Origin of the sequence: Arthrobacter sp. NicSoilC5, assembly GCF_019977395.1 — a bacterium.
Lineage (GTDB): Bacteria > Actinomycetota > Actinomycetes > Actinomycetales > Micrococcaceae > Arthrobacter.
The window spans coordinates 1,556,340-1,583,326 of record NZ_AP024660.1 but is presented as its reverse complement, the minus strand read 5'-3'; the positions used below and the strand labels follow the sequence as shown (position 1 = coordinate 1,583,326).

Annotated in this window: 24 protein-coding genes and 1 tRNA gene; 16 read left to right on the top strand and 9 right to left on the bottom strand. The window is 67.2% G+C overall.

Features of this window, described 5'->3' with window-relative positions; genetic code table 11:
* Positions 1 to 99 precede the first annotated feature (99 nt).
* Positions 100 to 4,299, top strand: a complete 4,200-nt coding sequence (locus tag LDO22_RS07350) for a DUF4011 domain-containing protein (RefSeq protein WP_224026607.1) — start codon at positions 100 to 102, stop codon at positions 4,297 to 4,299.
* An 11-nt stretch (positions 4,300 to 4,310) separates the two neighbouring features.
* Here the strand turns inward: LDO22_RS07350 and LDO22_RS07345 are convergent, their stop codons facing one another.
* The 3 genes from LDO22_RS07345 to LDO22_RS07335 form a co-directional block, all read right to left on the bottom strand.
* On the bottom strand, positions 4,311 to 5,036 hold the full coding sequence (locus tag LDO22_RS07345) for an RcpC/CpaB family pilus assembly protein (RefSeq protein ID WP_159631441.1): 726 nt from the start codon (positions 5,034 to 5,036) through the stop codon (positions 4,311 to 4,313).
* A 112-nt stretch (positions 5,037 to 5,148) separates the two neighbouring features.
* The gene (locus tag LDO22_RS07340; RefSeq protein ID WP_224026606.1) at positions 5,149 to 5,400 is read right to left on the bottom strand and encodes an FmdB family zinc ribbon protein; all 252 of its coding nucleotides are present in this window, start codon (positions 5,398 to 5,400) and stop codon (positions 5,149 to 5,151) included.
* A gap of 111 nt (positions 5,401 to 5,511) precedes the next feature.
* Positions 5,512 to 6,132 carry a 5-formyltetrahydrofolate cyclo-ligase gene (locus LDO22_RS07335; RefSeq protein ID WP_224026605.1) on the bottom strand — a complete coding sequence of 207 codons (621 nt, stop codon included), beginning with the start codon at positions 6,130 to 6,132 and terminating at the stop codon, positions 5,512 to 5,514.
* A 102-nt stretch (positions 6,133 to 6,234) separates the two neighbouring features.
* Between LDO22_RS07335 and galU the strand changes: the two genes are divergently transcribed.
* The 4 genes from galU (at position 6,235) to LDO22_RS07315 (ending at position 8,996) form a co-directional block, all read left to right on the top strand.
* Positions 6,235 to 7,140, top strand: a complete 906-nt coding sequence (gene galU / locus LDO22_RS07330; RefSeq protein ID WP_224026604.1) for a UTP--glucose-1-phosphate uridylyltransferase GalU — start codon at positions 6,235 to 6,237, stop codon at positions 7,138 to 7,140.
* Between the two features lie 4 nt (positions 7,141 to 7,144).
* Complete coding sequence (locus LDO22_RS07325; RefSeq protein WP_159631445.1) at positions 7,145 to 7,765, top strand: GNAT family protein; 621 nt, start codon at positions 7,145 to 7,147, stop codon at positions 7,763 to 7,765.
* A gap of 105 nt (positions 7,766 to 7,870) precedes the next feature.
* Positions 7,871 to 8,788 (top strand): hypothetical protein, encoded by a 918-nt coding sequence (locus tag LDO22_RS07320; RefSeq protein ID WP_224027186.1) that lies wholly within the window; start codon positions 7,871 to 7,873, stop codon positions 8,786 to 8,788.
* A gap of 132 nt (positions 8,789 to 8,920) precedes the next feature.
* Positions 8,921 to 8,996 (top strand) — tRNA-Ala (locus LDO22_RS07315).
* Between the two features lie 45 nt (positions 8,997 to 9,041).
* On the opposite strand, the gene LDO22_RS07310 is transcribed toward LDO22_RS07315, so the two are convergent.
* Positions 9,042 to 10,118: a DUF2235 domain-containing protein gene (locus LDO22_RS07310; RefSeq protein WP_224026603.1), complete on the bottom strand. Its 1,077-nt coding sequence runs from the start codon at positions 10,116 to 10,118 to the stop codon at positions 9,042 to 9,044.
* Between the two features lie 182 nt (positions 10,119 to 10,300).
* Between LDO22_RS07310 and LDO22_RS07305 the strand changes: the two genes are divergently transcribed.
* From LDO22_RS07305 to LDO22_RS07295, 3 genes are all read left to right on the top strand, one after another.
* The gene (locus tag LDO22_RS07305; RefSeq protein WP_224026602.1) at positions 10,301 to 12,775 is read left to right on the top strand and encodes a PEP/pyruvate-binding domain-containing protein; all 2,475 of its coding nucleotides are present in this window, start codon (positions 10,301 to 10,303) and stop codon (positions 12,773 to 12,775) included.
* Positions 12,776 to 12,898: 123 nt separating this feature from the next.
* Complete coding sequence (locus LDO22_RS07300; RefSeq protein WP_018760353.1) at positions 12,899 to 13,051, top strand: hypothetical protein; 153 nt, start codon at positions 12,899 to 12,901, stop codon at positions 13,049 to 13,051.
* Between the two features lie 106 nt (positions 13,052 to 13,157).
* Positions 13,158 to 13,940, top strand: a complete 783-nt coding sequence (locus LDO22_RS07295) for a Pr6Pr family membrane protein (protein WP_224026601.1) — start codon at positions 13,158 to 13,160, stop codon at positions 13,938 to 13,940.
* On the opposite strand, the gene corA is transcribed toward LDO22_RS07295, so the two are convergent.
* Positions 13,918 to 14,913: a magnesium/cobalt transporter CorA gene (gene corA / locus LDO22_RS07290; protein WP_224026600.1), complete on the bottom strand. Its 996-nt coding sequence runs from the start codon at positions 14,911 to 14,913 to the stop codon at positions 13,918 to 13,920. The two genes, LDO22_RS07295 and corA, sit on opposite strands and share 23 nt — an antisense overlap.
* Positions 14,914 to 15,405, bottom strand: coding sequence for an Lrp/AsnC family transcriptional regulator (locus LDO22_RS07285; RefSeq protein WP_224026599.1), 492 nt, complete (start codon positions 15,403 to 15,405; stop codon positions 14,914 to 14,916).
* A 169-nt stretch (positions 15,406 to 15,574) separates the two neighbouring features.
* On the opposite strand from LDO22_RS07285, the gene LDO22_RS07280 reads away from it, so the two are divergent.
* A complete protein-coding gene (locus LDO22_RS07280) occupies positions 15,575 to 16,822 on the top strand; it encodes an MFS transporter (RefSeq protein WP_224026598.1) in 1,248 nt (415 codons plus the stop codon).
* Positions 16,823 to 16,849: 27 nt separating this feature from the next.
* On the opposite strand, the gene LDO22_RS07275 is transcribed toward LDO22_RS07280, so the two are convergent.
* A complete protein-coding gene (locus LDO22_RS07275; RefSeq protein WP_159631451.1) occupies positions 16,850 to 17,353 on the bottom strand; it encodes an Lrp/AsnC family transcriptional regulator in 504 nt (167 codons plus the stop codon).
* 139 nt (positions 17,354 to 17,492) lie between these two features.
* A complete protein-coding gene (locus tag LDO22_RS07270; protein ID WP_224026597.1) occupies positions 17,493 to 18,728 on the bottom strand; it encodes an MFS transporter in 1,236 nt (411 codons plus the stop codon).
* A 97-nt stretch (positions 18,729 to 18,825) separates the two neighbouring features.
* On the opposite strand from LDO22_RS07270, the gene LDO22_RS07265 reads away from it, so the two are divergent.
* Together LDO22_RS07265 and LDO22_RS07260 are read left to right on the top strand one after the other, a co-directional pair.
* Positions 18,826 to 19,800, top strand: a complete 975-nt coding sequence (locus tag LDO22_RS07265) for a LysR family transcriptional regulator (RefSeq protein ID WP_224026596.1) — start codon at positions 18,826 to 18,828, stop codon at positions 19,798 to 19,800.
* Between the two features lie 86 nt (positions 19,801 to 19,886).
* A complete protein-coding gene (locus LDO22_RS07260) occupies positions 19,887 to 20,837 on the top strand; it encodes a BadF/BadG/BcrA/BcrD ATPase family protein (protein WP_159631454.1) in 951 nt (316 codons plus the stop codon).
* Here the strand turns inward: LDO22_RS07260 and LDO22_RS07255 are convergent.
* On the bottom strand, positions 20,834 to 21,853 hold the full coding sequence (locus tag LDO22_RS07255) for a pirin family protein (RefSeq protein WP_224026595.1): 1,020 nt from the start codon (positions 21,851 to 21,853) through the stop codon (positions 20,834 to 20,836). The genes LDO22_RS07260 and LDO22_RS07255 overlap by 4 nt on opposite strands.
* A gap of 239 nt (positions 21,854 to 22,092) precedes the next feature.
* Between LDO22_RS07255 and LDO22_RS07250 the strand changes: the two genes are divergently transcribed.
* The 5 genes from LDO22_RS07250 to LDO22_RS07230 all read left to right on the top strand — a co-directional run bounded on the left by LDO22_RS07250 (position 22,093) and on the right by LDO22_RS07230 (position 26,975).
* The gene (locus LDO22_RS07250; protein WP_275967109.1) at positions 22,093 to 23,193 is read left to right on the top strand and encodes an ATP-binding cassette domain-containing protein; all 1,101 of its coding nucleotides are present in this window, start codon (positions 22,093 to 22,095) and stop codon (positions 23,191 to 23,193) included.
* Complete coding sequence (locus LDO22_RS07245; RefSeq protein ID WP_224026594.1) at positions 23,193 to 23,912, top strand: ABC transporter permease; 720 nt, start codon at positions 23,193 to 23,195, stop codon at positions 23,910 to 23,912. Before LDO22_RS07250 ends, LDO22_RS07245 begins: the two co-directional genes overlap by 1 nt.
* A complete protein-coding gene (locus LDO22_RS07240) occupies positions 23,909 to 24,655 on the top strand; it encodes an ABC transporter permease (protein WP_224026593.1) in 747 nt (248 codons plus the stop codon). Before LDO22_RS07245 ends, LDO22_RS07240 begins: the two co-directional genes overlap by 4 nt.
* On the top strand, positions 24,652 to 25,614 hold the full coding sequence (locus LDO22_RS07235) for an ABC transporter substrate-binding protein (protein WP_224026592.1): 963 nt from the start codon (positions 24,652 to 24,654) through the stop codon (positions 25,612 to 25,614). Before LDO22_RS07240 ends, LDO22_RS07235 begins: the two co-directional genes overlap by 4 nt.
* A gap of 140 nt (positions 25,615 to 25,754) precedes the next feature.
* Complete coding sequence (locus tag LDO22_RS07230; protein ID WP_159631460.1) at positions 25,755 to 26,975, top strand: pyridoxal phosphate-dependent aminotransferase; 1,221 nt, start codon at positions 25,755 to 25,757, stop codon at positions 26,973 to 26,975.
* Positions 26,976 to 26,987 lie beyond the last annotated feature (12 nt).

Sequence of the window (26,987 nt, the reverse complement as noted above, 5' to 3'; positions counted from 1 at the left end):
GCCGGCCACTGCTTTTTCCCAGCGAATTCCTCCGCAATTTCCGGTGCCCCAGTGTTGCGGTCGCTCAAGTCCGGCGCCGGAGCGGCTACTCTCGAATCTATGCCGGTATGGTCCAGGGCGTCACGTGCAAACGCAGAAAAGAAGGCAGAAGTGTCAGTTGGTCAAGGCCACCCGGAAGGCTCGGAAGAGCTTCGTAAATGGCTGTCCGGGCTCAAACCCGTCACCGGCGCGGACACAATGCTCCGCTTCACCAAGACGCCGGAAGGTTCCATCGACCTCACCTCGGCCCACCCCTCGGGCCTTGCCCAGCTCATGGCCGGGCGCCGCACACGCCTGTCCACCCTGATCCGTGACCGCCAGCAGTATGTGGTGGCCGCGAGGGCGTCACGCAACATCCGGTCAAAGATCTTCGAACTCGCTAACGACCGCGGCATCGACGCCGGATACCTGTCGGCGGGCACCGTGGTGTGGACATCCGCCGTCGGGGGCAAACCCCAGCGCGTGTCAGCCCCGGTCATGCTGACCGCCATCTCCCTGACGGTGCGCCCCGGGGAGGATGACTTCGAACTGCAGCTGACCGAACAGGCGCAGATCAACCCCGCCCTGGTTCGGCACCTGAAAAACATCCACGGGATCGTGTTCGACGTCAACGCCGTGACCCGCCTGGCCTACAGCACCGCGCGGTTCGACCCCCAGCCCGTCCTGGACCGGCTGGCCACCCTGATCCGGCCCATCCACGGCGCTGAAACCCAGCACAACCTGCTGGTCTCCACCTTTGCGGACCTCTCCGGCAACCTCGACGACCCCTGGATCAACGATTCCCACCCCATCGTCTCTGCGCTGGCCACCGCCGCCGGAGGCGAAGTGGTGGACGTCGAGGAACCGGACCCGTCCCGCTTCCCGCACCTGGACAACAGGCACCCCAAGGACGAGCTGCTGCTGCTGGATGCCGACACGGACCAGCAGTACGTGGTTGATGCTGCCCGCGCCGGGGACTCCCTGGTGGTCAGCAGCCCGCCCGGGACCGGCCAGACCCAGACGGCCATCAACACCATCGGCGCCCTGGTGGATGCCGGCAAGACCGTGCTGGTGGTGGGCGATCGCCGCGCCAGCCTGAACGAGGTTTCCGGGCACCTGGAGTCGTTGGGCCTGGAGTCCATCCTCTTCCAACTGACCGGGAACGTCACCGCCCAACAGCTGAAAGGCCAGCTGGTCCGGGCGATCGTCCGCAATGAAAAGTCCCTGGAACCCCAGCTGGGGAACCTGCACGCCACCCTGACCGAACACCGGCACGCCCTCATGGACCACGTGGCATCGCTCCACAACGTCCGCGAGAGGTGGGGCTGCTCGCCGTACCAGGCCATGCAGTCACTCGCTGAGCTCACCTCGATCCATCCTGCCCCGGCCACCACCGTCCGGCTCAAGCGCAGCGTCCTGGACAGCATCCGGGACCGTGAGGAGCTGGCGGGCAGGCTGCGGCGCGCCGCGGAACTGGGCAGCTTCAGCAAGGCGGCCACCACCAGCCCCTGGCACGGCGCCCGGCTGCTGACCCGGAAGGAAACCGAGGAAGCCCAGGACCTGGTCCGCTCGGTGGCCAAGAGCCTCCCCGTCCTGCGCGACCGCATGGACGCCGTTGCCGAGCACGCCGAGATCCGCCTGGGCGAGTCCTTCGCGGAGTGGGGAGAGCAGCTGGAACTGCTGGTTGCCGTCCGCGGCAGCCTGGACAAGTTCACTCCGGACATCTTCGACCGGCCCGTGACAGACCTGATTTCCGCCACGGCGCCGTCCGCGTGGCGGCGGGAGCGCGGCATCGAGCTGACCGCCATGCAGCGCTCCAGGCTGCGCAGGGTGGCCAAGGAATACGTGCGCCCGGGCGTCCACATCGCGGACCTGCACTCGTCCCTGGTGCTGGTCCAGGAACAGCGTGCCCTCTGGGCTGGCTACGCCACCACGCAGCGCCATCCCGCTGTTCCCTCCGGCCTGGCCGAAATGAACGCCATGTACCGGTCACTGGACCAGGAGCTGGCACAGCTGGGCGAGGCGCTGCAGCACACCGAAGATGGCGGGGCTTTGGCCACGGTGCCCTACGCGCAGCTGATGGACCGGCTGGACCGCCTGGTGGCGGACACCGATACGCTCAAGACGCTGCCCGAACGCACACTCCTCATTGAGAACATGCGCGAACATGGCCTGGGTGAACTCCTGGCCGATCTCGCAGAACGGGAAGTTCCGGAAGGATCCGTCGCCGCGGAGCTGGAGCTGGCGTGGTGGCAGTCCGCGCTTGAGGCAATGATCAGCGGCGACGACTACCTGGCGATGTCCGACGGCGACGCCCTGCGCCAGCTGGAAGCGGAGTACCGGCTGGCCGACAATGCCCACATTGCCAGCGGCGCCGCCCGTCTGCGGTGGGACCTCGCGGAACGGTGGCGGACAGCCATCGCTGCCCAGCCGCGCCAGGCAGACCTGCTCCGCAGCCTGCTCAAGGACGGCCGGGTGTCCCTGCCTTCCCTCACCGCCCAGGCACCTGAGCTGATCGGCACACTCGTCCCGGTCTGGTCCGTCAGCCCGTACCTGATGACGGGCCTGCTCCCGGCAGAACAGCACTTCGACGCCGTCGTGATCCTCGACGCGGAGGCCACCTCCCTGCAGGCCGTCCTGCCGTCGATTGCCCGGGCACGGCAGGTGATCGCCTTCGGCGACCCGCGCATTGCCACGCCCCGGACGTTCACGGTTGGGGTGGAGCGGCTTGCACCCGGCGAGTCTGCCCACCACCGCGTCGAGAGCGCTTTTACCGCGCTCTCCGCAGTGCTGCCGGTGTGGCGCCTCAACGTGGTGTACCGCGCAGTGGACGAGGACCTGGTCCTGCAGCTCAGTAAGAACTTTTACGACGGCGGCCTGCGCCGGCTGCCCGAGGGCCAGTCGGCCACGGGGCTGGACCGGTCCCTGCTGGTGGAATACCTGCCGGACGGCACCGGCCTTCCCAGTGCCGACCACGAAGGCGTGGAGTCCGTGGTTGCCGAGGTCAACCGCGTAGTGGAGCTGGTCTTCGAGCACGCCCGCCTGCGTCCGCGGACCTCCCTCGCCGTAGTCACCGCCAGCCTGCGCCACGCCGCGAGGATTGGCGAGTCCATCCGGCTCCAGCTGTCCAACCAGCCGGGCCTGGCCGGATTCTTCGGCGCCGGCCCGGAGTCCTTCCGCGTGGTGGACCTGGAACGTGCCCAGGGCCTGGTCCGCGACCATGTCATTTTCTCGCCGGGATTCGGGCGGACCCCGCACGGCCGTGCCCTCCACAACTTCGGGCCGCTGTCCGCTGAAGGCGGCCGGGAGAAGTTTGCCCTGGCCATGACCCGGGCCCGGCGTTCCCTGCACGTACTTACGTGCTTCCGGCCCGAGGACCTGGACCACACCCGGCTTACCCACGGGGCGGTGGACCTGTACGCGCTGCTGGACCGGGAAATTTCCGGCAACACGGATCTTGGCACCCCCGCGTCCCGCGCCGCCGCCAGCGAACAGGCGCTGGGCGCGGACCCGTTGGTGGCGGATCTCGGTGACCGGCTGCGTGCCCGGGGCGCCAGGGTCTGGCACCAATACGACGGGGCAATCGATGTAGTGGCAGCCGCCGACCCCCTGAATACCATGGGCCAGGAGGACTCCGACATCCCGCGGCCGGTGGCCATCGAGTCCGACGGCACTGCGCAGTACCGCACCATGAGCGTGCGGGAACGCAGCAGGCTGCGTCCCCAACTGCTGGAACGCCTTGGCTGGCGGTACATGCCGCTGTGGACCATCGAAGTGTTCACGGACCCGTCGTCCTGCGCAGACCGCATTGCCGGCTATCTGGGCCTGGAAAAGATGGTGCTGCCGGGCAGGGCCCACCAGTCTGCGGGCTTCCTTGACGACGACGTTGACCAGGCGCTCAATGGAATTGACGCCGCGCCGTCCGCCGGAGTTTCCTACCTGCCCGGGGATCGCGGCGCAGGCCGGACCGGTGACAGCGGACACCAGGAAGCGGGATCCATGACCGAGGAAAAGAAACCTGCACACGGCAGGCTTGAGGAAGACGGCCGCGAGGAAGACATGCGCCAGGATGAGCTCCAGGACGGGCAGGCAGAAACAGTAACCGGCGGGGACGTTCCTGCAGGCCCGGCCGAAACGGCACCGGCGCCCCGGACAGTAACAGGCGGCACTGAAGAGATCCTCCCGAGCAAGGCCGCAGAGGATGACGCCCGCAGCTGGGGTGACCGGGAGGATGACCACGACACGTGGTTGAAGGAACAGAAGCCGCCGCACTGGGGCTGACCGGTGCAAGCTTACGGCGGGCCGACCAGGACGAAGAACAGCCGGCCATGGGTTGACGCTCCGGCCAGGCGTGATGCTTGTTCGGCGGTGGCTGCCACCACGATCAGACCGTCGGTCTCCGTGGTGCCCAGCCACTGGCCGCTCTGGCCGCCCTTGTTGGAGGTCCAGAGCACGGGGACGGCCGACGCCAGTACCTCCGACGGCCCTTGCTGGTCGAACCCGTTGGCCGATGTGAGCACAACGTTGACCAGTTGGCCGGGGGAGACCAGCTGAATCGACGAGGCATCCGCCATCCGCAGTGGAACTGCGGCTGAACCGGGCGGTGTACCTGCCAGGAGCCCGGGACCCACCAGCTGGGCATCGCTGAGGAGCTGGCCCTTGCGCATCGGTGCGGCGAGCTGTTTGCCGGTGGCGGCGGCGTCATCCCGGAGGAAGCCGTCGGCCACCATGCCAGGGGGCACCTGGACTCGGACCACGTCCGCGTCCGTCACGGCGGTCCCGGCAGGAAGATCCCGAGCTGCGGCCAGTGCGGTGGCGGTGGAGAGCGGGGCAGGAGTGAGCTGCTGGACGGCGATGGCGGCAGCTGCGCACAGCAACAGTGCAGCGGCGAGCCGGCGGTTCCGGCTCAACCAGGCGGCAACACGCGCGGGCAGGGGGCGGTTCCTTGGACTGCGGGCAGCGCCTGCGGGGCCCGAAGAATACCGGAGGGCGGCACGGCGGCGGGGAAGAAGGGGCATGCGCCCACGCTAACTCCGGGCGCACGCGCAAGGGAGCCGGGATAAGGCCTATGTGGACAAAAGCGGCCGGACGCTGGAAAGCGCCGGCCGCCGTCGTGAAGTCTGTGCCGGATTAGCTCGCGGCGGCTGCGGGCGCCGGCGCGGCGGGGGCGGCAGCAGGCGCGGCGGAAACGGAGCTGCCCTTGGAATCGCGGGAGTCCGTGCGGTAGAAGCCGGAGCCCTTGAAGACGACACCGACGCTGTTGAACTTCTTGCGCAGCGTGCCTTCGCATTCAGGGCAGGACGTCAGGCTGCTGTCCGAGAACGACTGGACGATGTCGAAGGCGTGGCCGCAATCCTTGCAGGCGTAAGCATATGTTGGCACTGGTGCTCCTCCTCTTGGGCAAACGAGAGGTCCCGTGCTGCCACCTGGTAAACCATTAGCAGTCGCAGGGCCTGAGTGCTAATTCTATCACTGTGCACGGAACGACGGTGTTCAGGCGCCGCCCGCCAGGGGCCGGTACCCGGAAGGGACCAGGACGGCCGGGACTGGACGGTCGAACTCCTCGGCCGGGATCCGTCCGGCGGGCAGCAATTCATCGTCGTAGATAACAGCGGCCAGCGGGATTTCCTTCCCGGCCGTAGCGAGGTGCCCCAGGAATTTGTCGTAGTAGCCGCCGCCCTGGCCAATCCTGTTGCCGGCCAGGTCCACGGCTGTGGCGGGAATGAAAAGCACAGCGGCGTCGCCGGCGGTTTCGGGCCCGTGCCGGTGCCCCGTGGGTTCCAGGATGGGCGCGTACCTGCTGCGCTCGAAGCCGGTGTCCGGAGTCCAGAACACCCAGCTCAACTCCCTGGCCGGTTCGCACACCGGAAGCAGGACCTGGTGGCCGCTGCGGTGCAGGGCTTTGATCAGCGGGAGGGTAGGTGGTTCCTGACCCACGCCAAGGTATACGCATGCTATCCCGGGACGGCCTTCCGTCACCGATCCAGCCCAGGCGTCCCCATGGGTGGCCAGGGCCTGGCCGGCAGCTTCCAGTTGCGCCGGCGTCAGGCCTGCCCGCCGCTGCCGGTGGATAGCCCGGATCCCGTCCTTGACGGCGTTTGTCTCCTGCAGCATGTTGTCCTCCCTGAAGTCCGGTGTTCCGCGCCTTGAGGCCGCGTGCCGGCCTTCGGTGCCGGGGGTTACTGAAATACTTGACGCTGACGTTAGATTAGTCCGGTGAACACCAGTAATCCCAGAGTCCGCAAAGCCGTCATTCCCGCAGCGGGCCTGGGCACCAGGTTCCTGCCAGCCACCAAGGCCATGCCCAAGGAAATGCTTCCCGTCGTGGACAAGCCTGCCATCCAGTATGTGGTGGAGGAAGCCGTCCATGTGGGCCTCAACGACATCCTGATGATTACCGGCCGCAACAAGCGGGCCCTCGAAGACCACTTCGACAGGGTGCCGTCCCTCGAATCGACCCTTGAGGACAAGGGCGATACGGAAAAGCTTGCGTCCATCCAGGCCGCCAGCCAGCTGGGTGACATCCACTACGTCCGGCAGGGCGATCCCCATGGCTTGGGCCATGCCGTGCTCCGGGCGAAGCAGCATGTTGGCGATGAAGCCTTCGCCGTGCTGCTGGGCGACGACCTCATCGATGCCCGCGACGAACTCCTCAGCACCATGATCGACGTGCAGGCGAAAACCGGAGGGTCCGTCGTCGCCCTCATTGAGGTGGAACCCTCCCAGATCAGCGCCTACGGCTGCGCCGACGTCCAGGCCATCGACGGCGAGGACTATGTCCGCGTCAACCGGCTCGTCGAGAAGCCCTCGCCCGAGGAAGCACCGTCCAACCTGGCGCTGATCGGGCGGTATGTCCTGCACCCCGCCGTGTTCGAAGTCCTCGAGCACACGGAGCCGGGCCGCGGAGGCGAAATCCAGCTGACGGATGCCCTGCAGGAACTCGCCTCCGGTGACGGCGAGGGACATGGCGTGTATGGCGTGGTGTTCCGGGGCCGCCGTTACGATACCGGCGACAAGCTCAGCTACCTCAAGGCCTGCGTCCAGCTGGCCATCGACAGCGATGACCTGGGGCCCGGCCTGCGGGAATGGCTGCCGGGCTTCACCGCCGGCCTCTCCCGGTAGCGCCGTGCGCACAGGTCCCATCTGGCCGGCCACCCTCGAGTGCGGCGACCTGGTCCTGCGGCCCATCCGGTACCGGGACAAGAAAGAGTGGACAGAAGTCCGGTCACGGAACAGTGAGTGGCTGGCACCGTGGGAAGCCTCCAACCCGGACCCGTCCGGCGGACTTCCCGACTACCGGCACATGGTCCGCTCGCTCAACCTGCAGGCTGCACAGGCTACCGCCCTGCCCTTCGTCATCACGGAGTGGAGGCCGGGCCTGAGGAATCCGGCCATCGTGGGCCAACTGACGGTGTCTTCCATCGTCTGGGGTTCGGCCATGATGGCAACGTTGGGGTACTGGGTGGACCAATCCCGGGCGGGACGGGGGATAGCCCCCACCTCCGTGGCGCTGGTAACGGACCACTGTTTCCGTACGCTTGGCCTGCACCGGATGGAAATCAACATCCGGCCCGAGAACGGACCCAGCCTGCGGGTGGTGGAAAAGCTGGGGTTCCGGGACGAGGGGTACCGTCCCCGTTTCCTGCATATCAACGGCAAATGGGCGGACCACCGTTCGTTCGCCCTCACCTCCGAAGAGGTCCCGGAAGGCCTCCTGGGTCCGTGGCTGGCGTCGCGCCGGTCATAAATCCAACGGTTTGCCAGTGGGGGCACGACACACCGCAGCTAATGCGGCCTGAGCAGGCATGATGCTCATACGGTTTTGAGTGTGGACTTCCCCCTTAGCAGCTCAGTGATCCTTGTGGTTGCCGTCGCGCTCTGGATTGTATGGGTTGCCCCTTACGTCCTCCGGAACCGCAGGCATCAGTTCCAGCCCGCCGGCGAGTTCCTGGCAGACGCCCCCGCCGATGAAAGGCCGGATCCGCATGCCGGCCTGGTCCTGAACGTCGCCGCCCAGCAGGAGAAAGCCATGGAACCCAGGAAGAGTGCCGCATCCCTTGCCGGCACTGCAAGCACCCCACCTGCGGCGCCGTTCCGCATCCGCTACGGCCGCACTGGCGTGGCCCTTGTGGGACTCCTTTCCCTGGTGACTGCATTCATCTCAGGTGTGCTGCTTCCCTTCGGCATCGGCTCGCCCGCTCTGCCGCTCACCTGCACCCTGCTGACGGTTGCATCCGTGGCATTGCTGCGCTGGCTCGCCATCCGTGACCGCAAGGCGAAGGTGGACGCCGCCTTTCGCTCCGCGATGAGCGCCCCGGCGCGCCGTCCGGAAGACGCCGTCGCCCTGCCTGCGAAGCCCGAAACCGCCCCCGTGCTGCCGGAAAGCCGGCTTTTCGACGCCGAGGCGGGGGAGCCGAAGGTCAAACCGCTCACCGCCATGGAGCTTCGCGAAGCCGCCCTCGCCGTTGCCGTGGCTGCCGGCGACACCAGCGCACCGGCAGTTGCTCCGGCCGCCCCCGCCAGCACCCCCTGGGAGCCGGTGGAAGTCCCCAAGCCCGTGTACGTGGAAGCCCCAAAGGCGGAGCGTCCCGAGCCGAAGCCGCTTGAGCTTCCCGAAGCGCCCAAGGCGGTCGGCAAGCCGTCACTGAAGCAGGGCGCTTCCGCAGCGCCCGCGGCAGAGACGGCTGCTGCAGCGGAAGCACAGCAGTTGTCCAAGGCTCAAAGCGCCCTCAGCAACCTCGACGACGTCCTGCAGCGCCGCCGCGCATAGGGCCCGGCAGCGCCTTGCCTTCCTCCGCCGCCCACTGCGCGCGTCAATTGGCGTTGAGCCGGGAAAATTTGTAGCCTAGGGACACCGGTCCCGCACCGGCGGGCAGCAGTCCGCCAGGGCGCGGATACGTCCGGGGCTATAGCTCAGTTGGTAGAGCGCTTCGTTCGCATCGAAGAGGTCAGGAGTTCGAATCTCCTTAGCTCCACCATTTGCAGGCACCCGGCCGGTTCCGGCGGGTGACCGGCCCGCCCCCTCAGGACAGGGATGGAGTGCCGGGCCTTTCCCCCAGATAGCGGACAAGGTTGGACGGCCGGTAGGTGGGATCGCCATCATGCCGCTTCAGAGCGGACTCTGCCACCCGTTCGTGTGCCGGATCGGTTGACCCTATGGGCCTGACGTAGGCAGGCAGCATTCTCCAAAAACCAACGCGGGATTCCTGGATCGGCGGGTACTGGTTGGACGGCTCAACCGGCGCCCCTGCCGCGGCCCCGGAGGCATCGGGCCGGAAGGCAAGCCCTGCGCTCCGGGTGCGTTCAACGATCCATGACAAGGCAACGTCGGACAGCAGGGTGCTCCGGTTGCCGCCGCCTACGTCCCCGTGCGTTCCGGTGAACCATACCTGTTCCAGTCTCTGGGTTCCCGCGTCGTCCTGCGGCTGCCAGAGCGTCGGAGCGAATGGTTTCCTTTTTTCATCAATTGCCAAGGCCTGGAACGCGTTGTCGACGGTAGTGGAGAGTGCCGTGTCGTGGAAGGCAAACCTGCGGTTGAACCTGTCAACGACAGGTACCCCGGTGAGCGGGATGCCGAGCGCCCCCACGGTGTCCCAGACCGCGATGCAGTGGATCCGGGTCTCGTGGGAGAAGGACCGGCGGAAGAGCGTGGCTTCGACCGAACGCGGGTTGGTGGTGGCAGTCCGGTCCCTGTAAAGGCTGAAGGCGGCGCCCAGCCTTCCACGGAAACGCCGGCGCAGGATGCCCGCGTTCCTGATCAGTCCAGCGGTACTGCGGGCTGTGTAGGCGCCGCGGCTGAAGCCCAGCAGGAACAGCTCATCCCCTGGCTGGAAGTTGCCCATGATGAAGCGGTAGGCGGCGAGGATGTCGTAGGAGAGCCCTGCGCCGAACGCGCCTCCACCGAGACGGCCCTGGCGTCCGGTGCCCACGCCGCGATGATAGAAGACCCTCTGTTCAATGTCGGTGCCGTCCTGGTCCTTGCCGGCCGCAGCGATGGCCAGGGCGAGCTTTGTGACATTGGTGGGGCACGGCTGCCCGTCGTCAGCCTGGTCCGGGGTTGCCCACGTTCCGTCGCAGCAAACTACTATGCGCTTGGCCATTTCGTCTTCCTGGGAATCCGACCCTCTCCCCGGCCGCGGTCGCGGCTTCCATCGGTATACACCCGCGCTGGCTTCCCGTCCATACATGCCTTAGCGCCGCTGGCTGGGTTGTTGTTGTGTGCCCGGTCCCGGGGGCTTAGCGTGGAGTGAGCAGCGGGCGGAACAGTGTCAGGAGCCCCGGAATGAATGTGACGACGGTCGGCAACCTGGGGGATTTTGGTGCCCGCGACGTCGCCCTGGCCGGTGGGAAAGGCGCCAACCTTGGGGAACTGGTCCGCGCCGGCTTTCCGGTTCCGCCCGGGTTTGTAGTGACCACCAGGGCATACCTTGCCATGCTGGAGGAATCCGGGGTGGGCGGCGAGCTTGGCCGGTTGCTCAAGGCAGGCGCCGCGCCGGCGGAGGTACGCAGTCTTTTCACGGAGGCAAAGATGCCGGACCGTGTCCGCAAGGACATTGCCGCGGCTTATGCGGGCCTGGGCGGGAGCCCGGTGGCGGTCCGTTCCAGCGCCACCGCCGAAGACCTGCCAGGGGCCACATACGCCGGGCAGCAGGATACCTACCTGAATATCCATGGCGAGACGGCGGTGGTCCAGGCCGTGGTGGGTTGCTGGGCGTCGCTGTGGACGGACCGGGCCATTGCCTACCGCGGCAGGCAGGGTGTGGACCCCGGCGGCGCCGCCATGGCCGTCGTCGTCCAGGAAATGGTGCGCGCAGACCTGGCGGGCGTCATGTTCACCGCCAACCCGGTAACTGGTGAGCGCAACGAAATCCTCATCGATGCGAGCCCCGGCCTGGGTGAGGCGGTGGTTGCAGGCGAGGTCATCCCTGAACGGTATGTCCTGGACCGGGCGGGCGGGATCCGCGCCTTCAGGCCGGGCCGGCATGAGGTGGTTATCCGGGCAGGGACCGAAGGCGGCACCCAGAGGTCCGTTGGGGCAGGGGAGCCCGTCCGCGGACTCGGGAGCGGCCAGGCGGCTGAGCTGGCACGGTTGGCGGTGGGCGTGCAGGACCATTTCGGCCGCCCCCAGGACATCGAATGGGCGATTGCCGGCCGCCGTATATTCCTGGTGCAGGCCCGGCCCATAACGGCCCTGCCCCCGCAGCCATTGCGGCTCAACCCGATCCAGCGCCTGCTGGCGCCGTTTTTGCTGGAGATGTTCCAGGTCCGCCCCTACCCCCTGGACGTCTCCGGATGGATGCAGCGCGGCATCCTGGCCATGCTCCACGGCATAGCCGGCAGCGTGGGGGTGTCATTCCCGCCCGTGGAGAAACTGTTGCCCGAAGAGGACGGTGTGGTGGTGCGGCTGGTTCCGCCGGTACCCCGGCCCACCCTGCGGACGCTGGCAGCGCCGCTGGCCCTTATCCGCCGGGCCAGGCGCTACGACCCTTCCCGGTGGACCTTCGACAGCAGGTTTACGGCCTTTCTGGACAACGTCAGCAGGCTGGCGGCCCAGGACCCGCGCCCGCTCTCCTGGCAGGGAGTCGTTTCGCTCGCCACTGAGGCCTTCACCACCATGCGGGGGATCACCGAACTCAGGATCTCGTACTTTCCCGGGATACTCCTTCCCCAACTGGAATTGCGCCTGCTGCTCCTCCCACTGGGCAAACTGAAGCTTGCACCCGCACTCATCGCCGGTGCGGAGACCCGCACCAGCCAGGCCAACACGGCGCTCGGGAATCTGGCTGACCAGGTCAGGACCAGCCCGGCCCTGAAGCAGGCCTTCAGCAGCCTCGCACCGGGCGAACTGCTGGCTGCCCTTGAGCACCAACAGGAGTTCGCCGGCTTCCGGTCCGCGTTCGACGGTTTCCTGGCCGAGTACGGCCACCGCGAAACGGTCAGTGTGCTGCTCAGCAGCGCACCCACGTGGTCGGACGCGCCCGAGGTGGTGCTCGGGCTCATCACGTCGATGATGGGCGATCGCCCGCCGGTCCGGGACCAGACCGGCGAGGCGCTCGCGGACCTGATGCGGCATCCTGCCCTCCGTGTGCCCGTCCTCCGCCGCCACGTCCTGTCCACTGTCCAGGCAGCCAAAACCGGGATGGCGTTCCGGGAGGACAGCCACTTCCATGCCACCAAGGTGCTGCCGCCCCTGCGCCGGGCGCTGCTGGAGCTGGGGCGCCGCCTGGTCATCGCAGGAGTTTTGGCGGACCCTCAGGAGGTCAACCACCTGCGCTTCGAGGAACTGGCCGCAATGCCCGACGGCGGGGCGTTGCCACCGGACGACCGGGAACGGTACCGCCGCCTGGTGCTGGCAAGGGCTGCCAAGCGCAGGGAGCTTGAGGGTATCCCGCTGCTGGACCCCGTTTCCCTGTTCGCGGACTCCCGGCGGCCGCACGGGGTCCTGGCCAGCGGCATGCCTGCCAGCCGCGGCCAGGCAACGGGGACAGTGCGGGTGATCCGCAGCCCGGAGGAATTCGGGTTGCTCAGGAGCGGTGAAATTCTGGTCTGCCCCTATACCAACCCATCCTGGACCCCACTGTTCCAGCGGGCTGCTGCGGTGGTGGTGGATTTGGGCGGCGCCGGCTCCCATGCCGCGATCGTCGCCCGGGAGTACGGCATCCCGGCCGTCATGGGCACGGGGAACGGCACCGGCACCCTGTCCGACGGGCAGGCCGTCATGGTGGACGGAAGCACTGGGCGGGTCACCGCGGCCTGACCCAAGCCAACACTGCCGGCCGGAGGCAGACGCTGCGGGCAGTCCAGTGGGGAAAATGCCACGTGGCAAAACGCGGGACCGATGGGCGGCCCGATTGAATTATGGGGGCCTAGAGTGGGGCCCATGGGAATCATCATCGGCCTGCTGGTCATCTGGCTCATCCTGTCCATCGTCGGCTTCGTGGTGAAGGGCCTGCTCTGGCTCGCCATCATCGGCCTGGTCCTCTTCGTCGCCACCGGCGTCTGGGGCTGGCTAAAGCGCCGAACCAACGCCTGACGGTAAATCCGCCGGCCTGGCCAATGGCTGCCGGCCCGGCCGGCGGTGAACTCCTTACTGCCAAAAGGCCCTAGCTCTTCCGCCTCCGCGGCTCCACGCTTTCTCCATGAGCCTCACAGAGCCCGCCGCCGGTCCTTTGGCCTTGGTCCCATCGGTCCGCCGGGATACCCCTGCCAACCGCGCCCTGCACCCTGACCGTCCCTGGATCCGGTCCGTCCGCATATCTGTCGGACTCTTCGTGCTCGCCGCACTGGTCCAGAAGACGTTCGACGCCACCCTCCCGGCCAATGACGTGGATGTTCCGCAGCTGTACTCGGAGTTCACCGTCCAGGGAAACCTTGCGTTGGGGCTCGTTTTGATTGTTTCGGGTGTCCGGCGGCGGGCCCGGCTGCCGCACTGGTGGGACCACCTTTTCGGAGCGCTGGTCCTTTATCTGGTGATGACGGGCATCATCTATGTGGTGCTGGTGGCTCCGCCGGGAGAACCGTGGTGGAGCTGGGATCTGTATTGGCCCCAGATGGTGCACCACCGCCTCGCCCCGCTGGTGACGGCGCTCGACTGGCTCCTGGTGACACGGACGGTGCGCGGGGCGTGGTGGCGGCCCCTCGCCTGGCTGGGCTATCCCGTGGCTTTCCTTGCGTTCTCCTGGATCCGCGGGGGCCTCGACGGATGGTACGTCTACGACTTCCTGGATCCCACGCTCGACGGCGGGTGGGCCAGGGTGTTTGTTTCCACGACCCAGGTCCTGGTTGCGTTCCTGGTTGTCTCGGTCCTTGTCCACGCAGCGGGTAACGCCCGGGCGGCGCTGGCGGCCGGAAAGGCCGGCGGGGCCGGCGGGGCCGGCAGGGCCCGCGGCGCCGAAGCCCCTAGATCCAGCCCTTCTTTTTGAAGATTCCGTACATGAGGGCCCCGGCGGCAACCATGAGGACCAAGGCGTAGGGATAACCGCCGGCCCAGTGGAGCTCAGGCATGTTGTCGAAGTTCATCCCGTAGATGCCGGCCACAAATGACGGCGCGAACAGGATCGCTGCCCAGGATGAGATCTTCTTGACCTGTTCGTTCTGCTCGGCGCTGGCCTCGTTCTGCCGGTTGGCGGTCAGGGTTCCGTCCAGGGTCAGGGCATTCTGCAGCAAGTCCCGGAACGAGTCAGCCCGGGAAATCACCCGCTCCAGGTGGTCCTCCACGTCGCGCAGGTTGTGCCGCAGTTCGGTTTCCACCCCGTACTTCTCGAAGCCCCGCTTCAGCTGGTCCAGCATCTCCGGCAGGGGGTGGATGGCGCGCTGGAACTGGATGACTTCGCGGGCCAGTTCATAGATCCGGCGTGACACCGAGGAATCGCCGCTGAACAGCTGGTCCTCAATTTCGTCAATATCGTTCTCCAGGCCCGCCACCACCGGCGCGTAGTCATCCACCACCCGGTCCAGCAGGGCGTAAAGAACAGCTTCAGGCCCGTGCTGGAGGAGGTCGGGGCGGGCCTCCAGCCGCTGCCGCACGCGGGCCACGCCCGCCGTTTCCGCATGCCGTACGGTCACTACGAAGTTCTTCCCGGTGAAGACGTGGAGCTCGCCGAACTCCACGGTCTCGTCCACATCCAGGTACCGGGCCGGACGCAGGACGGTGAAGAGGTTGTCGTCGTACCGCTCCAGCTTGGGCCGCTGGTGTGCCGAGACGGCGTCCTCCACCGCGAGGGCGTGCAGCCCGAACTCATTGGCGACGGCGGTCATTTCTTCCGCAGTGGGACGGTAGAGCCCGATCCATGCCATGCCGCCGTGCCGGGCCAGGGTCTCAAAGGTCTGTTCCAGGCTTTTGGGCTCGGCGTGGCGGACGCCGTTGACGTAGACGGCGTTATCGATGATGGTCATTCAGGAAATCCTAGCCGGGGCTGCGGCACTGCTAAGGCCACTGATGAGCGGCTCGGTGCGGTAGGGGATATGGGTGTGCAGGGCCAGGACGGTCTCTGTCCGGATGACTCCCTTGATCCTCAGGACCTGCCGCAGGGAGGTCTGGAGGTTGTGTGTGTCGGTGGCAACCACCCGGCACCAGACGTCCCCGCGGCCGGAGATCTCATGGACCTCCAGGACCTGCGGGATGAGGCGCAGTGCCGCCACGACGCCGTCGAGCTCGCGGTGGGAGACTTCGATGGTGACGAAAGCAACCACGTCATAGCCCACGGCTTCGAGATCGACTTCGCGGCCGCCAGGGCGCAGTACGCCGGTGCGGAGCAGGCGGCGCACGCGCGACTGGGCCGTGTTGCGGGCGATGCCCAGGGAGTCGCTGAGCTCGCCGATCTGGATCCGGGGATCCCTGATGAGGGCCAGGAGGATCTTCAGGTCTGTGGTGTCCAACTTGTTCAAGATCGTCACTCTCCATCATGCGGTGATCCGTAAGTTGATGATTTTGCTCAATTATCCACCTCGTAACGGATGGATGGCGCAGCCTTGCCGCACTCTTGTATCAACACTGTTGTATCCGCGAAGGGCTCCCACAAGGACCACCCGCCGCGGCGATCCTTAAGGCGGCACAATGACGGTCTTCAGCGAACTGCGCATGCGTCCGGTACCCGCCACGCCCAGCGGGTGGAATGCCTCCACCACGGCGCGGCTGGTGATTTCCGGGGCCGCCATCTTCATGCTCCTGGTGGGCGCCAACCTTGCCACGCCGCTGTACCCGCTGCTGCAGGCCAACCTGGGACTGTCCAGCCTGGAAGTCACAGCAGCCTTCGCCAGCTATGTCCTGGCGCTGGTGGGGACCCTGCTCCTGGCCGGGCACTGGTCGGACCATATCGGCAGGCGGGCAGCCCTCCTGGTCGCCGTGCTGACCGGACTGGCGGGTGGCGGAATATTTGCCGAGGCCCACTCGCTGGCGGCCCTGTGCGCCGGCCGGGCCCTGCAGGGTATCGCAGTCGCGCTTGCCACGGGAGCCAGCGCGGCTGCCCTGCGTGAACTGCTTCCCTCCCGGCCGGAATGGGCGTCGCGCTTTACCCTGCTGGCCTCTTCAGGGGGAGTTGCGGCCGGGCCTGTCATCGGCGGCCTGCTGTCCCTGCTTCCCGGCGCCACCACGGCTCCGTACGCCGTCCATTCGCTGCTGCTCGCCGGGCTTCTGGTGCCGCTCTACCTGATCCGTGCCCGCCCGGCCATCATGATTCCCGCTGTGTCCCGGCCGCTGCATGCCCTTGCGCCGCGCAGGCCCTCCGTGTCCCGCCAGGCGAGGGGCGCTTTCTGGCTGGCATCCGGCGTCGGCTTCCTCAGCTTTGCCGTGTTTGGCTTCTCCCTGTCCCTGGCCCCGGGATACTTCGCCCAGGTCCTGGGCACGGACTCCCGGCCGCTGATCGGCGTTCTCGCCGGGCTGCCGCTTGGTGCATCGGCCCTGAGCCAGTTGGTGACCGTGCGCGGGCGCCTGACCGTGCCCGCCGGCCTGGCCGTACTGGGCGTCTCCGTCATGCTGCTGGGCGCCGCCGGGACCTGGCACAGCCCCGTGATGCTGGTGGGCGCAGCCATTGCCGCCGGAGTGGGGCAGGGGCTGGCATTCCGTACCGTGTTCAACGATGTGGCGGCCAGGGTGGAACCGGCCCGCCACGCGCAGATCATCAGCACCGTCTACGTCATCACCTACCTGGGAAGCGCGGTGCCGGTCCTGGGCCTGGGCTGGGCCAGCGCCGCGTTCGGCATGGCAGCGGCCGTGCAGGGCTTCGTCCTGCTGTGCGGTGCGGCGGCCCTTGGACTTGCCGCCGCGACGCTGGTCCAAACGGTGAGGCGGCAGCCCGCCGCCTGAACCGTGGCCCCCGGGGCTGTTTTCCTGCTAGTCCGGAAGCGGGCCGTGGTTGCCCTGGATGTGCTCGAAGACGAGGGTGGTTTCGGTGTGCCCCACCACGGGGTCGGTGGCCAGGTTGTCCAATACCCAGTCCCGCAGGTCTTCTGTAGTCCCGACGGCGATGTGCAGCAGGTAGTCGACCGAACCTGAGGTGTGGAAGGTGGACAGTACGGCGGGCAGGTGCGGCACGCGGGCGGTAAAACGGTCGATCTGGTCCCTGTCGTGGGCGCGGAGCCGTACAGCCACCAGCGCCTGTACGGACCTGCCGATGGCTGACAGGCTCAGCTTCGCCTCGTAGCCCTGCACGATGCCCCGCTCCGAAAGGGCACGGGTGCGCATAAGTGCCGTCGAGGGCGCAATCCCCACCATCTCGGCGAGCTGTTTGTTGGAAATCCTGGCATCAGCCACCAGGGCCGCGAGGAGCCGCTCGTCGATGGCGTCCAGCGGCTCCAGGTGCGCCCCGGGCCTGGTGTTCCTTGCATTCGTGCTCACTGCGGTTCCTTCCAAGCGGTCCTAGTTCATCCTAGACCGCAGAATCGCCGCGAGCTGCGCAGCAGGCGCGCGTCCTGCCGAACATCCAAACCCTCCCAAGGCCTTGAGAAGTTGGTTAATTCGTCCGCGGCGCCCCGGCTCAGGAGGCGCGTTCCGCCGGCGGATGGACGACGGCGACAGTTGCCGCAGTCAGGCAGGCCAGGACCATGACAGTTCCCGCAAGGGCGTTCCAGCCCCAGGCCTGGAAGACCAGGCCGCCGGCCCAGCCCAGCAGGCTGGAACCAAGGTAGTAGGCAAGGTTGTACAGTGACGCTGCCTGCGCCCGTCCGGTCCTGGCGATGGCACCCGTCCAGCCGGAGCCGATGCTGTGGGCTGCAAAGAAACCGCCGGTAAACACCACCAGCCCGGCCAGGATCAGGATCAGGGACTGGGTGAGTGTCAGGGCCAGTCCTGCCAGGGCCAGCGCAAGTCCTGCCAGCAGCACGTTCCGGCGGCCGTACCGCGTGGTCATCCCCGCCGCCCAGCGGGAGGAGAACGTGCCGGACAGGTAGGCAAGGAAGATCAGGCTGATCACTGTCGCCGGAAGCCCGAACGGCGCACCGGACAACCGGAAGCCCAGGTAGTTGTAGACCGCCACGAAGCCGCCCATCATCAGGAATGCCTGGGCGTACAGGGCCAGCAGCCTGATATTGCGCAGGTGGCCGCCCAGGGTCCGGACCGCACTGCGGAGCCCGGAAGCCGGGGCCGGGACGAAACCCCGGGCGCGGGGCACCAGGACAAGGAACGCGACGGCGGCAACGGTGGCCAGCAGTGACACGGCCAGCGCCGCGGACCGCCATCCCCAGAGCTCGCCAACCGGCCCCGCCACCAGCCGGCCGGACAGTCCTCCCAGCGTGGTGCCGGCCACGTAGCTTCCCGCGGCGAGGGCGGCGTGGGCTTTGCTGACTTCCTCGTTCAGGTAGGCAATGGCGATGGCGGGTATGCCGCCCAGGGCCATTCCCTCCAGCAGCCGCAGGACCAGCAGCATGGTGAAGCTGGTGGACATGGGTACCAGCAGTCCCAGGATGGTGGCCGCGGTGATGCCCCACATCATGGCCTTCACCCGGCCGATCCGGTCCGCCAGGAAGGACCAGGGGATTACCGTGGCGGCGAGGCCAACGGTGGCGAGGGAAATAGTGAGGGCGGCCTCGGCAGCAGTGATGCGCAGGTCGGCCGCCAGGAGGGGAAGGACCGCCTGGGTGGAGTAGAGCTGGGCGAAGGTGGCCACGCCAGCGCAGGACAGGCCGGCCAGGATCCGCCCGTAGGCCCTGGATCCCTTGGCGTGGCCGTTCCAGAGGGGGGAAGCGTCAGTGCCGGCGCTTGCGTTCTGAGGCATCCAGCCAGCGTAGTCTCGGCGGATGAATGCATCCAATGCATGCTTTATGCCAAAGTGATAGCAATTATGGATTGTTTTCGCTTGGGAGGAATTGCCGATGGAGCCTGACCGGAAACAACTTGCGCAGTTGTTGCCGCTGCTGCCGGTGCTCGCAGAGCTGGGCCGGACGGAGCACGTGACGGAAACGGCCGAACTGCTCGGAGTACCCCAGTCAACGGTGAGCCGGGCGCTGGCGAGGGCCAGTGCCGCCGTCGGCACCGAACTCCTGGTCAGGGACGGCCGCGGAGTCCGCCTGACTCAGGCTGCCCGCACGTTGCTGCCGTACGTCGAGCAGGCGCTCGCAGAATTCCAGGCCGGACTCGATCTGGTGCGGAACGAGTCGCAGGTGGTCAGGGGCACCGTGTCCGTGTCTTTCCAGCACACCTTCGGCGAAGCCACCCTGCCGCTGCTGATCAGCGCCTTCCGTGCCTGGCATCCCGGGACCGGCTTCCGCCTTAGCCAAGGCGCCCGGGATACCTGCCTGGATGAGTTGTCAGCGGGGGAGGCGGACCTCGCCCTCACGGCACCCGTGGCGCCGCCGGGCAAGAACCTCGACTCGGCGCCGCTGTACCGCGAGCCGCTGCGCCTGGTGGTGCATCACGCCCATCCGCTTGCCCGGCAGCGGATGGCCCGGCTGGCCGACATCCGGATGGAGCCCGTCGTAGTGCTCGGGCCCGGCTATGGGCTGCGTTCCCTGACCGACGCGCTCTTCCGCGAGGCCGGGTACCGTCCGCGGATCGCCTTCGAAAGCCAGGATTCCCACACCGTCCGCGGCCTGGTCTCCGCCGGCCTTGGCGTCAGCATCCTGCCGCCGGGCGGCGACGCTCCCGGCCGGACTCCGCGTCCCGAAACCGGGGACCTGGGGTGGGTGGAGGTTCCGCTGGACTCGGCACTCGCCTTCCGGGAAGTCGGCGTCAGCTGGCGGCGCAGGAAACCGGAAAGCGAGCCGGTTCCGGCCAGGCTTTTCCGCGAGCTGGTGGTGGGGCAGGGGCCCGCGCTACTGGCCGGGCTGGTCACGAGGGCAGGCCGCTGAGCCGGGAAAATGTCCGACGGCGGCGGCTGGCTTCCGGTGCAGGGGCGGCGGGGTGCCAAACACCATGGGGCAAGTACCCTTGTGACGTGACAAACACCCAGAACTCCTCTGCCACTCCTTTTGACCAAGCGGCAGGCTCCGCGGCCAGTCCTTTGCACGGCATCACGATCGGGCTGGATATCGGGGGCACCAAGACCCACGGCATCCGTTTCGAGGACGGCCACCCCGTAGCCGACGAATCGGCCGGAAGCTCCAACGTCCAGAATGTCAGCCGCGAGCAGGCGGCACGCAACCTTGCGGACCTGTTCGCCATGATCGGCGGAGGTCACGTGGACCGGGTATACGCGGGATCCGGCGGAATCGATACCGATGAAGACGCCGCCGCCCTGGCTGCGCTGATCCAGCCCCTGGCTCCCGAAGCACGCGTCACCGTTGTCCATGACTCCCGCCTCCTGCTGGCCGCGGGCCGCGCCGCCACCGGAGTAGCGGTCATCGCGGGCACCGGATCTGCCGCGTGGGGACGCAATGCCGACGGCGGCGAGGCCAGGGCCGGCGGATGGGGATACCTGCTGGGGGATGAAGGCAGCGGCTACTGGCTGGGCCGGGAAGCGGTGCGGCACAGCCTCCGCAGGATGAACCAGGGCCTGCCCGTCGACCAGCTCACGGCGGCGCTCCTGGCATCCTGCGGGCTGGACCACCCCAACAAGCTCATCGCCTTGTTCCACTCCCCGGACACCGGGAGGCGCTTCTGGGCGCAGCAGGCCAGGCACGTCGTGGAAGCCGCGGCCTCCGGGCACCGGGACAGCGCCATGTTGCTGGAGCAGGCCGGGCAGGACCTCGCTGCTTTGGCCGGCCAGGTGCTGGGCCAGCTGAAAATCGAAGGTCCGGTGATCCTGGGCGGCGGTCTGGGCATGAACGTGGCACCCCTGCAGGAGTCCTTCCGCCGGAACCTCGCCGAAACCGGCGTGACCGACGTCAGGGTGCTGGACCAGGAACCGGTGTTCGGCGTGCTGCAGCTGGTGGCCGAACCCGCCTAGCCCACGGAACGCTTCCGCGGTGTCAGCCGGACACCGGGGAGCGGGGGAGCGGGAATCCGGCCGGCTTCCGCCCCGGCATCCGGACCGTGGCCCGGCACCAGGCCGTAGCGGGCTGCAGCCGTCTCAGCGTCCGGCAGGCCGGCCTGCGCTTCCCAGTCGTCCCTGGCCTTTTCCACTTCGTCATGGGTGCGGCCCACAAAGTTCCACCACATCAGCAGTTCCTCACCAAACGGCTCGCCGCCGATCAGCAGGAACCTCGTACCGGGGAGAGCCTCCACCCTGAGTTCGCTGCGGCCGGTGCCCAGGTAGCCCAGCGGTCCCGCCGGCAGGTCCTGCCCGTCCACCGCCAGGCCGCCGTCGAGCACCAGGATGCCGTGCTCAAAGCCGGGGTTCAACGGCAGCACCGCCTCGCCCTCGCAGGAAACGTCCGCGCCGACGATCGGCGAAAACACTGTTGCGGGGGAGGCCACCCCGGCAAGCTCGCCCACCATGACCGTCGCCGTGAAGCCCGGCCCGGCAGCGCGTGGCAGCTCGCGGTGCTGTTCGAATGCCGGTTCCCGGTGCCGGTCCCCGTCGGGAAGGGCCACCCACAGCTGCAGGCCCCGTTGCAGCGGCAACTCCCCGCCGCCGGCAGGAAGCACAGCGAACTCGGAATGCGAGACGCCGTGGCCGGCTGTCATGATGTTCAGCTCCCCGGGGCGCACCACCACGTCGCTGCCCACGCTGTCCCGGTGGCGGATGTGCCCCGCCAGCGGCCAGGTGACCGTTTGCAGCCCGATGTGGGGGTGGGGAAGGACGGACATCGCGGTCCGGTCCGGGCCGAAACTGTCCAGGAAGCACCAGGCCCCGATCGTGGGAAGGCCGCGCTGGGGCAACGTGCGCTTGACGTTCATGGCGCGGACGCCGCCCAGGGGTACTTCACGTTCCGGCCATAGCTGCAGGCACGGGCCGGACATCCCTCCTTCGGGTGCGGGTGGGCAAACTTCCTGCTGCGGCGATACTTCCAAGTTGGTCACGCCTCCACTGTAGGCCCGGCCGCGGCGCCCGTGACAGGAGCCGCTGCAGGGCCGGATCCAGGGAATCCCATCCATCCCGGCCGGGGTTCCGAATGGTTACAGTAGGGATTCCTTTGTACGGATTAGGGCCCGAGCTGCTGAAGCCTGACCCGGTTTGGGTTACCGTAACTATCAGCGTGCTTATGGCAGTGTCGCGGTGCTGGGAACAGCCCGTCCAAGAGAACAGGTAAGTCCGCACCATGGACCAGGCGATGATCGAGTTCCAGAGCGTTACCAAGCAGTATCCGGGCGGCCAGCCTGCCGTGGACGGGTTGTCCATGTCCATCGCCAAAGGGTCCGTCACCGTCTTCGTGGGCCCTTCCGGCTGCGGCAAAACAACGTCCCTCAGGATGATCAACCGGATGGTGGAACCCACGTCCGGGACCATCACCGTGGACGGCCGGGATGTCACGTCGGTACCGGCGGCGGAACTGCGGCGGTCAATGGGGTACGTGATGCAGTCCGCCGGTCTCCTGCCGCACCGCTCCGTCCTGGACAACATCGCCACCGTTCCGCGCCTGAACGGGGTCTCCAAACCGGACGCCAGGAAGCGTGCCCGCGAACTCCTGGATGTGGTGGGCCTGGCGCCGTCGCTGGGTGGGCGTTACCCGTCGCAGCTTTCCGGCGGCCAGCAGCAGCGCGTGGGCGTGGCGCGTGCCCTCGCTGCGGACCCGCCCGTACTCCTCATGGATGAGCCGTTCAGCGCGGTGGACCCCGTTGTCCGCGACGAACTCCAGCACGAGCTGCTGCGGCTGCAAAAGGATCTGGCCAAGACCATCGTTTTCGTGACCCACGATATTGATGAGGCCACCATCCTGGGCGACAAGGTGGCTGTCTTTGCCACCGGCGGCAAGCTGGCCCAGTACGCCTCGCCAGAGGAGATCCTGCGGGCGCCGGCCAACAACTTCGTGGCCTCCTTCGTGGGGCGCGACCGCGGCTTCCGCCACCTTGGTTTTTCCCCGTCCGACGGCGTGGCGATCCACCCGGTGCCCACGATCATCCGGGCCTCCGGAGGGTACCAGTCCGATTCCAGCGCTGCCGGCGGCTGGCAACTGGTGGTGGACGCGGACAAGCGTCCGCTGGGATGGTCGGCACCCGGCACGGAGACTGAATTGATTCCCGGCGGCTCGCTGTTCCGCCCCGGAGAGAGCCTCCGCCGCGCCCTGGATGCCGCCCTGTCCTCGCCCTCCGGCCTGGGCGTCGCCGTGGATGCCGACGGCGTGGTCCTGGGCGTGGTCCGCGGCGGTGAGGTCCTGGCATTGATCGAAGAAGCGCGCCAGGTGCGGCAGGCTGCCCTCTGATGGAATGGTTCCTGGCCAATACCGGCATGATCCTGGAGCGCGGCGGCCAGCACCTGGTGCTGGCGCTGGTCCCCATGGTCCTGGGCCTCCTCATTTCCATCCCGCTGGCACAGTTGGCGCGCCAAAACAGTGCGCTCCGCTCCGTGGTGCTGACGGCCTCTTCCCTTCTCTACACCATCCCGTCGCTGGCCTTGTTCATCATCCTTCCCACCATCCTGGGGACCCGGATCCTGGATCCCCTCAACGTGGTGGTGGCGCTGACCATTTATGCCGTGGCCCTGCTGGTGCGCGCGGCCCTTGATGCCTTCGACTCCGTGGACGCGGACGTCAGCCAGGCCGCGCAGGCCATGGGGTTCAAGCCCCTGGCCCGGTTCCTGCAGGTTGACCTGCCGCTCTCCCTTCCGGTCATGTTTGCCGGCCTCCGGGTGGTGTCCGTCAGCAACATCTCGCTGGTCAGCGTTGCGGCCCTCCTGGGCGTGGGCAACCTGGGCATGCTCTTCACTGACGGGCTCCAGCGCGACTTCGTCACCGAGGTGGTGGTGGGCATCATCGCCATCCTGGTCCTCGCGCTGCTGATGGACGCCGTCCTGGTCCTCCTGGAACGCGTCCTCACCCCTTGGGAGCGGGCCGGGAAGCTGAAGAGCCACGGAGCCCTGGGCGTCCCCTCCGGAACCACCGCTGCTGAAGAGGCTGCTTCCACAGTGGGTGAGGCAGCATGAGCAACGTCTTCGCCGATACCTTCGCCTGGCTCGCCGACCCCCTGCACTGGGCCGGAAGCATGGGCATTCCCGCCCGGCTGGGGGAGCACCTCCAGTACACCGGCCTGGTCATGCTGATCGCCACCGCCGTTGCAGTACCCGTCGGGATGTTCGTCGGCCACACGGGAAGGGGACGCGTCGCTGTCGTGGCCCTGGCCGGCGCACTGCGCGCCCTGCCCACCCTTGGCCTGCTGATCCTGTTCGTGCTCCTGGCAGGCATCGGGCTGATGCCGCCCATCTGGGCCCTGGTAATCCTCACGGTGCCCCCGCTCCTGGCAGGGACTTACGCGGGCATCTCCAGCGTGGACCGGAACGTGGTTGATGCCGCCCGGGCCATGGGCATGACGGAACTGCAGGTTCTGTTCCGGGCCGAACTGCCCAACGCCCTCACCGTCATGTTCGGCGGTTTCCGGACCGGTGTGCTGCAGGTGATCGCCACCGTCTCGGTGGTGGCGTACATCAACCTCGGCGGACTGGGCCGGTATCTCTTTGACGGACTGGTCCTCAGCGACTTCCCCCAGATGCTGGGAGGTTCCCTCCTCATCGCAGTGCTGGCCATCGCCGTCGACCTTCTCCTGTCCCTGTTCCAGAGGCTGTTCCTGACACCAGGGGCCTCGAAGCTGTCCTTCCGCAGCCAGGAGGCTGCGGTTGATCTCACAGACCCCGTTGTTGCGGAGACTGTTGTACAAGGAGGTAAATCATGAAAGATAGCCGTCCCCAGCGCCTCGGCAGGCGGGCGTTCAGCGGCCTTGCCGCCGGGCTTGGCCTGGCAGTGGCGCTGTCAGCCTGCGGCGGTTCGTCCGATCCGTTGAAGAACGCGCCCGCATCCAGCGCCGGCGCTTCCGGCGGGGCCACATCCCTGGTGGTGGGTTCCGCGGACTTCCCGGAAAGCCAGATCATCGCCGAACTGTACGCCGGCGCCTTGAACGCCAACGGAATCACCGCCACCACCAAACCGAACATCGGCTCCCGCGAGGTCTACTTCAAGGCCGTCCAGGACGGGTCAGTGGATGTGGTGCCGGACTACAGCGGCAACCTGCTGCTCTACGTGGACAAGGAAGCCACGGAAGTCTCCGCCGGTGACATCGCCAAGGCGCTGCCGGGCAAGCTGCCGGATGGCCTTGGCGTCCTGGACGTGTCCAAGGCCGAAGACAAGGACGCCATGGTGGTCACCAAGGCAACGGCCGAGAAGTACCAGCTGAAATCCATTGAGGACCTGGCCAAGGTCTGCAGCCAGATCGTCGTCGGCGCGCCGGCCACCTTCGCCGAGCGCGCCTACGGCCTGCCTGGGCTGAAGAAGAACTACAACTGCGAACCCAAGAAGCTTGAGCCCTTCAGCGACGGCGGCGGCCCGGTGACGCTCAAGGCCCTCCTGGAGGACCAGGTGCAGGTGGCCGATATCTACACCACCACGCCGTCCATCGCGGACAACGACCTCGTGGTGCTGGACGATCCCAAGAACAACTTCATCGCCCAGCAGGTCCTGCCGCTGTACAACAAGGCCAAGATGACGGACAAGGCCAAGCAGGCACTCAACTCGGTCTCCAGCACCCTCACCACCGATGACCTGATCAACCTCAACCGCGCCGTCAGCGGCAGCCAGAAGCAGGACGCCAAGACGGCAGCAACCAACTGGCTCAAGGAGAAGGGCATCGTCAAGTAGGTCCGCGTTCCCTGTCGAGGGCAGGAACACGGAGGTGACAACGACGGCGGCTGCCGGCCTTTCGAAGGTCCGGCAGCCGCCGTCAGCCATGTGGCGGATGTCTCAACGGCCATTCATCCTTCCTGTGGCATATTTGAGGGATGGCAGAATTCAGGCAGTCCACGAAGCTCAACAACGTCCTATATGACATCCGTGGACCGATCCTTGAAGCCGCCCAGCAGATGGAGGCGGAGGGCCACCGGATCCTCAAGCTCAACATCGGCAACCCCGCACCGTTCGGCTTTGAAGCGCCCGACGCCATCCTGGTGGACATGATCCGCCACCTGCCCCACGCCCAGGGCTACAGCGATTCCCGCGGCATTTTTTCTGCCCGCACCGCCGTCTCGCAGTACTACCAGACCCGCGGTATCCAGAACATCCACGTTGACGACATCTACCTGGGCAACGGCGTCAGCGAGCTCATCACCATGTCCCTGATGGCGCTGCTGGACTCCGGCGACGAAGTGCTCATCCCCACGCCGGACTACCCGCTCTGGACGGCCTCCGTAGCGCTCGCCGGCGGCAAACCGGTGCATTACCTCTGCGATGAAGAGTCCGGCTGGCAGCCTGACCTGGAGGACATGGAAGCCAAGATCACTCCCCGCACCAAGGGCATCGTGGTCATCAACCCGAACAACCCCACCGGCGCTGTGTACCCGGAACAGACCCTGAAACGCATCGTGGCCCTGGCCGAAAAGCACGGCCTGGTGATCTTTGCCGACGAGATCTACGAGAAGATCCTGTACGAGGACGCCGTCCATGTGAACCTGGCCGGCCTCACAGGCGACCACGTCCTGTGCCTGACCTTCAGCGGGTTGTCCAAGGCCTACCGCGTCTGCGGTTACCGGGCAGGCTGGATGGCCATTTCAGGACCCAAGAAGGACGCCGCCGACTACCTCGAAGGCATCAACCTCCTGGCCAACATGCGCCTGTGCGCCAATGTTCCGGCCCAGCACGCCATCCAGACGGCGCTGGGCGGCTACCAGAGCATCAACGACCTCATCCTCCCGGGCGGCCGGCTGCTGGAACAGCGGAACAAGGCCTACGACATGCTGAACGCCATTCCCGGCGTCAGCACGCAGCAGGCCAAAGGTGCCCTGTACCTGTTCCCACGGCTTGACCCCGAGGTCTACCACATCCGGGATGACGAGAAGTTTGTCCTTGACCTGCTGAGGGAACAGAAGATCCTGGTATCCCACGGCCGCGCCTTCAACTGGGTGCGCCCGGACCACTTCCGCATGGTGACGCTGCCCAACGTGAAGGACATCGAAGAAGCCATTGGGCGCATGGGGGACTTCCTAAGCAGGTACCAGGGGAACTAGCCTGTGCTCACG